Origin of the sequence: Sulfurovum sp., assembly GCA_026990595.1 — a bacterium.
GTDB lineage: Bacteria > Campylobacterota > Campylobacteria > Campylobacterales > Sulfurovaceae > Sulfurovum.
The window spans coordinates 1-6,730 of sequence record JALXCZ010000021.1; the positions used below are offsets into that span (position 1 = coordinate 1).

Annotated in this window: 6 protein-coding genes; 2 read left to right on the plus strand and 4 right to left on the minus strand. The window is 42.1% G+C overall.

The window, feature by feature from the left end:
* The first annotated feature begins 364 nt into the window (after positions 1–364).
* On the plus strand, positions 365–703 hold the full coding sequence (locus MVE01_RS05195) for a hypothetical protein (protein ID WP_472561112.1): 339 nt from the start codon (positions 365–367) through the stop codon (positions 701–703).
* Positions 704–2,785, plus strand: coding sequence for an ATP-dependent helicase (locus MVE01_RS05200; RefSeq protein ID WP_472561113.1), 2,082 nt, complete (start codon positions 704–706; stop codon positions 2,783–2,785). It begins immediately after the preceding gene.
* Positions 2,786–2,803: 18 nt separating this feature from the next.
* On the opposite strand, the gene MVE01_RS05205 is transcribed toward MVE01_RS05200, so the two are convergent.
* From MVE01_RS05205 to MVE01_RS05220, 4 genes are all read right to left on the minus strand, one after another.
* A complete protein-coding gene (locus tag MVE01_RS05205; protein WP_472561114.1) occupies positions 2,804–3,550 on the minus strand; it encodes an NYN domain-containing protein in 747 nt (248 codons plus the stop codon).
* Entirely contained in the window at positions 3,550–4,158 is a 609-nt protein-coding gene (rsmD, locus tag MVE01_RS05210; RefSeq protein WP_472561115.1) for a 16S rRNA (guanine(966)-N(2))-methyltransferase RsmD, read from the minus strand. Before rsmD ends, MVE01_RS05205 begins: the two co-directional genes overlap by 1 nt.
* Positions 4,159–4,180: 22 nt before the next feature.
* The gene (locus MVE01_RS05215; protein ID WP_472561116.1) at positions 4,181–5,515 is read right to left on the minus strand and encodes an NlpC/P60 family N-terminal domain-containing protein; all 1,335 of its coding nucleotides are present in this window, start codon (positions 5,513–5,515) and stop codon (positions 4,181–4,183) included.
* Positions 5,516–5,552: 37 nt separating this feature from the next.
* Positions 5,553–6,730, minus strand: a 1,178-nt coding sequence (locus tag MVE01_RS05220) for a dipeptide epimerase (RefSeq protein WP_472561117.1), incomplete at its 5' end; no start/stop codon positions are given.

Consider the following 6,730-nt stretch of genomic DNA (forward strand, 5'->3'; position numbering starts at 1 on the left):
GCCTATCAGTGCCATCACACCCAAAGCAAAAGCGTAAAGGCAGGAGTAAATAAAACAAAGCTAAACAAAACTTTCAGAGGAACTAGCATATGTCAACCCTAGAACAAAAATACTCCTTTGAAAGAGCTGTCACTTCTATAGTCTCTAGTAAAAACACAGAGTCTACACCCAATACTAATCTGTCTATGGGTATAGAAGGATTGATGTAAAAATTAAGTTACAAATAGTTAAAGAGTATAACTTTTAATTTTTTTAAGCATGTTACTAATTCTTCATTCTATCGAAATTAGGTAGTTAAGACTGCTAGAGCTCTAATCAAAATTTTGCTACAATCAAATCCTTAATTTTATGATAGAGGATAGACATGCATCTTGATTTAACACCTGAGGCACTTTTAGCACAACTTGGATACACAAAAACAGAACAGACACTCAAACAGATCAATGATATTATAGAAAATACGGAGGGTTTTGATAAGTTTTCACAGCATCTGCCTTCATTTAATGATGCGTTGGCTGTAGAAAAAGGCTTTATTGCGATGTCAAACTCCAAAGACCATCTGAAGATCAAATGTGATGAAGATATTTCTGCGGATAATCTTTCGGCTTTCACAAATCTTGTAAAACACTGGGCAGACAAATACAAACTTAAACTTGAACAGGTAGCCAATAAAAACACCTACTACATCATCGGTCAGCAATAATTGCCGCTTAGTTCTCTCAATGCCCAGCAGCTGAGTGCTGCTACTGCACCTTTAGGACATAACCTTATCATCGCATCGGCAGGTACGGGTAAAACTTCTACGATCGTAGGGCGTATTGCCCATCTGCTGCAAAGTGGGGTAGAGCCTTCAAGTATTTTGCTGCTTACCTTTACCAACAAGGCTGCCGGGGAAATGCTCTCTCGTCTGGAGCGTTATTTTCCGAAGAGAGTAGTTTCAAAGATCATCTCAGGAACATTCCATGCGGTCAGTTACCGTTGGCTTAAAGAGCTGCATCCCGATCTTGCACTTAAGCAACCATCAGAACTTAAAACACTTTTTAGAAGTATCTATGAGAAACGAAACTTTGAGCGTATGAATTTGCCTTTGGCACCGTTCTCGGCCACCTACCTTTATGAGATGTACTCTTTGTACCAAAATGCTTCTTTGGAGGGGTTTGATGTATGGTTTTTGGAGAAGTACCCTGAACATGAGATACTTATGGATGCCTATATGGACATTGCTGAGGAGTTTGAACGGGAAAAAATAGTGTATGGCTTTGCCTCTTTCAATGACCTTCTTTTGCGTATGAAAGCCCATTTGGAAGAGAAAACCATTCCTTTTGAGGAGGTACTGGTAGATGAATATCAAGATACCAATACCCTGCAGAGTGCGCTTATAGATACATTGAAGCCAAAGTCACTTTTTTGTGTGGGAGATTATGATCAGAGTATCTATGCATTTAACGGAGCGAATATTGAGAATATCGCTACTTATGCAAAGCGCTATCCTGATGCCGAGGTTTTTACACTTAAAACAAACTACCGCTCCACTGCACCCATTCTTTCTCTGGCAAACCGTGTCATAGAGCGTAATGAACGTATTTACCCCAAAAAGCTGGAGGTAGGACGACACGGCAAGACGCATCCGCCGAAACTTCTTATGTACAATGACCTTTTTGAACAGTATCAGGCGATCGCACACAGCATTAAACATACCCATGTTCCCAATAATGATATTGCGGTGATCTTTCGCAACAACTCCTCCGCTGACGGGATAGAAGCCAGTTTGCGGGAGCTTGGGATCACCTGTAAAAGAAAGGGAGGCACAAGTTTCTTTGATGCCAAAGAGATAAAATTCCTTCTTGATCTACTCTCTCTTATGGTCAATCCTAAAGATATGATGGCGTTCATCCATGTGTTTGAGTATGCAAGCGGAGTAGGTTCAGCCCTTTCAAAAGAGTTCTTCCAGTGTTTTCTGCATTTTGGAAACGGCAGTTTTATGCAGGGAGTACTTTACCCGCAAGTCCATGACCTTCCCAAACTGAACCCAAAGAAAAATGTGCAGCTTGGTCTTTTTGATGATGACCATGAAATAGGCTCTGCTACAAGGTTTAAGCATTTAGAACTTCCTCCTCATGTCTATGCTCATCCGCTGTTAAAACATCCAAAAATTATTCAAGACGGCGTAAAGTTCTTTAAGAACTTTTATGATCTTATGCGTGCATGCAAAGAGCAAAATACACCATCACAAATTTTACAAACCGCCATCTCATCCAAACTCTATGATGGGATCGTTGAAATGCTCTCTACACAGAGGGGGCGGCTTAAATCCGGTGAAGTCGATGAAGAGAAGAAAAAACTCTCAAGAGAACGCATACAACGTAAAGCACGACTCCTGTATGACCTCTCACGACAGTACAAGGAGCTTGGACGTTTTGTCAATGCCATGGTGTTGGGAGGCGGAGAACTGAGTGAAGGAGAGGGGGTGAATCTGCTTACTGTGCATGCATCCAAAGGTCTGGAATTTCCTGAAGTCTATGTAGTTGACCTCGTAGACGGCAGATTCCCAAACAGAAGGATGATGAGTTCCATTGAAGAGGAGCGTCGGCTTTTCTATGTGGCAGTCACCCGTGCCAAAGACAAACTTTATCTTTCTCTGGCAAAATATGACAGAGTAAAAAAAATAGACTATAAACCTTCACAGTTCCTGCATGAAGCAGGGCTTGTCAAGGGTGAATTTGTGGAGCCTGAGGTGAAAGAGCGCCCCAAGGGTATTTCCTCGCAAGCTCAGGGCAAAAAATAAAAGAAAAGAGGAAGATTCTTAATTTCCCATTCTTTTATCACGAATACTCATCTGCTTGCTGATATCATCGAAGGCAATATCAAAAAGGTCTATCTCTTTAATAAGATTACTGAGTTTTTTATAACCGAAATTAATAGGGGAGAAAGAGGTAGAATTGTTAATGTAGGTACCTATATCGGCAAGATTCGCCCAGCCGTACTCATCCATCGTCTGATCAACTGCATTTCTCAGAACATTGACCAGCCAGGTATCCTGACGCATCTCTTTCCCGCTTTTACGCACAGGGGCTTCAGAGATGTTATCTTCTTCTATATTTCTGGTAGATGTTTTCATTAATTTTTCGGTAAAAATAAACTGTGAACAGGCAGCCATAAACGGTTTTGGTGTTTTCTTTTCTCCAAAACCAAAGACCTTAATGCCCTCTGCCTGTACACGCATCACCACAGGTGTAAAATCGGAATCACTGGTTGCAAAGGCAAACGCATCGATATCTTTGGTATGCAAAAGATCGATCGCATCGATGGTCATAAGAATATCGGTGGCATTTTTGTTTTTGGAATAGTCAAACTGCTGAATGGGCTTAATGGCAAATTCAAGCAGCTTGTCTTCCCAGTTCTTTAGGTTGTCCTTTGTCCAGTTCCCGTAAGCCTGACGTATGTTAACAATACCATATTTGCTCAGTTCGTTGATAATACCCTCTATAGAGCGATGTGAAATATTGTCACAGTCTATAAAAAGGGCAATGTGGTCTTCTTTTTTTGCCATTAGTTATCCTTTGGTTCATAGTAGGTCATAGTGCTTCTGCCGAACTTCTTACGTTTGACGAATTTAAGTGCACCGATATGTTCAGGCATATCAAGCTTTGTCATATGTTCTACAGCCACCATTTCACACACTTCAGGTTCGATCGTTTCTATAAGTGCAATGGTCTTGTCGTAGATCTCATCCATTCCGTCACGCGTGGAAAATGGCGGGTCAAAGTAGAAGTAGGTTTTGGTACCTGTTCTTTTGACCATTTCATAGACGGTAGCGAACTTCTCAAAGCTGTCACCGTAAAACGCATGGCATCTGCTTGGGTCTGTATTTTTTATGTTGGATTCCAGACAGCGAAATGCCGTTTTATTGTACTCCATGAAGTAGCATTGCGCAGCACCTCGGCTGAGTGCTTCAAGTCCTACCGAGCCGCTTCCGGCAAATACTTCTACAAAGTTCTTGCCGACAATGTCGAACTGGATCGTATTGAAGAATGACTCTTTAAGGATGGACTTTGAACTTCTGGTAGTAGAGATATCAGGTATCTCTATTTTTTTGCCTTTAAAGTCTCCGGCAATGATCGTTGTGGTAAATATTTTTATTTTTTCTCTGTTTCTCATGATACTATTTTACCTAAAACACTCAAAAATTCACGATAGTTTTAAGTGTATTGATCAGTTTGCTTCTCTCTTTGACATCGGCACGCTCTTTGCCCGGTTCGGTGGTTGTTATGATCGTGCGTCCAGTAATGAGTTTGGTCCCGTCATTTTTACGTATGCCCCAGTAGGTATGCATGATGACAGGTTCGCCTTTGTACTGACCCAGATAAAGCACAATATGTCCCGGTACATAAAGCAGAGAACGGAACGGTTTGGCATTTTGGATGATAAACTGCTTTTTGTAGGATTTCACCCAATTCCTGATCTTGATCTGTTGTCCGTCTTTAGCCTGTTTGGAGGAGTTTCGACGCAGGAAAATACCAAAAGCACCCAAAAAGTCCCTTGTGGTAGCAGAGCAGTCGCGGCATTCATAGCTTCCGCCCCAGCCGTATGGTTCTCCGTAAAATTCATTTGCCAGCATCGCTACATTTTCAGGGGTGAAAGGAAGCGGTTTTTGCGCAATGATATGGGGGGCACCGGCTTGTACTTTATGGACACGGGCTTGACCTTTTGCATTGCGTCTTGCAGTCAGATAGCTCTGCCCATCAGCGCTGATGGGAAAGAGGGCACCCAGTTTGACGATGGAGAATGATCTTTTTTTGTCATCGTAGAGTCTTAAATTATCTTTGATGGTCATTGCATACTTGCCATTCTTGAACTTTTGGATAAAGGCGTTATTTACCAGTGCCAGATCAGATATTTTTACCCAACCAAAAGAGTAGGAGGCTCTTACATACGCCCAGCGTCTGTCTTTGGAAAAATGTGAGATGTAAAGCGGTACATTGATGTGCAGTGCCGAATTCTGATTGTAGTCAAAAGGGAAGCCTTCTCCTACACGTTTGGGGTCTCTGTAGAATGCAGCAGAGGTAGGGAGTGCTTTGACATCTGTCCTTCTGATCGTAATAGCTTTATATTTTTTACTATCAAGTTGATCCATCTGTGCATTGCGTAACCATTTATTGTATCTGTAGGGAGGTATGACTTTACGATTCTCCCTGTATATCGGCTTTTTGGTGATAAAACGTGTTTCCCATCCGAAATCTTCTTTTGGAATATCGATCTGTTTAAGATCCCAGGGTTCAAAGTATTTTTTATTGAATGCTTCATCCAGTTTTTGCTGTTTTGATTTTGAAAAAGGTTTGATCTGTTTCGCATAAAAAGCAGGGTTTTGTGGAATATTCTTCATATCGGCCACAACTCCTTTAGGCATACGGTCTATGCGGCTTTTGGGACGTTTGCCGACTTTAAGTATATAGTCTGCATACAGGGTATTGAAAGAAAAAAGAAGGAGGGTGCTCAGGGCTATTTTTTTATACATGTTCAGTTCTCTGTTTTTGGGATAATCATAGTCTATTTTAGTTAATGGTTGGTGTACTGTCCGTGTATATTACACCTAAACCCGCATCTTCACCCAAAATGATCTGACTCTCATTGAAAAGAACACTGCTTTGTACAGGATGAGCGCTCAAAAGAGAGACGGCATCAAGGTCAAGCATGGTGATGATGTCTGCCTTGGCAGAAGCCACATGCACCCCGGCAGCTACACTTATAGGACCTTCGAGCATACAGCCTATCATGCACTTGGTATTGAAATCTTTACAGAGATCTGCCAACGCCAGTGCATGGGTGATACCGGATGTTTTTGCCAGTTTGATGTTCACATAGTCTATGGCTTGCATCTCCAGCAGTCTGCGTGCATCCTCCAGACTAAAAATGCTCTCATCTGCAAGCAGGGGTGTCTGTACTCTCTCTTTGATATACTTGAGCCCCTCACTGTCATCGGCAGCTACGGGTTGTTCTATGAATTCAGCAATGATGTTCTGTTTCTCCAAAGCATGGAGTAGTTCTACGGACTCTTTTGCCGACCAGCCTTGGTTGGCATCGAGCCTGAGTTTGATATTTTTGTCCAGTACCTCATGTATGGCGGTTACACGTTCCACATCTTTACCGGGGTTGTCGCCTATTTTTATCTTCAACGTATCATAGCCAAGCGCTACAGCAGCGTGACAGTCAGCTATCATCTTGTCTATTTCCCCCATGCTAATGGTGATGTCGGTACGAAATTTGGTCTGTGTACCTCCGAGCATACGGTATAGAGGAAGTTTTTGCAACTTGGCCTTTAAATCATACAGGGCTATCTCAAGGGCTGACTTGGCTGTACTGTTTTTGACTATCAAAGTATGGACCAGCCCTATAAGTGCATCAAAATCCTCTATCTCACGTCCAATGAGGTGGGGCTTGATGTACTCAATGGCTGCTGCCATAGAACCCATCGTCTCCCCGGTTATCTGAGGAGTAGGTGCACCTTCTCCATAGCCAAGAGTTCCATCATCACACTCAATGATGACCACGAGGTCTTCTAAAGCATCGACACGACGCAGTGAGGTAATGAAAGGGGTTTTAAGCGGGGCTTTGAGTGTATGGGTATGTATGTTTGTGATTTTCATAGGGTATTGTAACGCATTTTGGGTTATTTTTGAGCGTATGTCTATGTGTTTAAATATTTGGCACTTTTGATGATTTTCATATCTAT

Coding starts and splice junctions, on each gene's coding strand:
- MVE01_RS05215 (WP_472561116.1), bottom strand. CDS start 5,515: ATGTATAAAAAAATAGCCCTGAGCACCCTCCTTCTTTTTTCTTTCAAT.
- MVE01_RS05195 (WP_472561112.1), top strand. CDS start 365: ATGCATCTTGATTTAACACCTGAGGCACTTTTAGCACAACTTGGATAC.
- MVE01_RS05205 (WP_472561114.1), bottom strand. CDS start 3,550: ATGGCAAAAAAAGAAGACCACATTGCCCTTTTTATAGACTGTGACAAT.
- rsmD (WP_472561115.1), bottom strand. CDS start 4,158: ATGAGAAACAGAGAAAAAATAAAAATATTTACCACAACGATCATTGCC.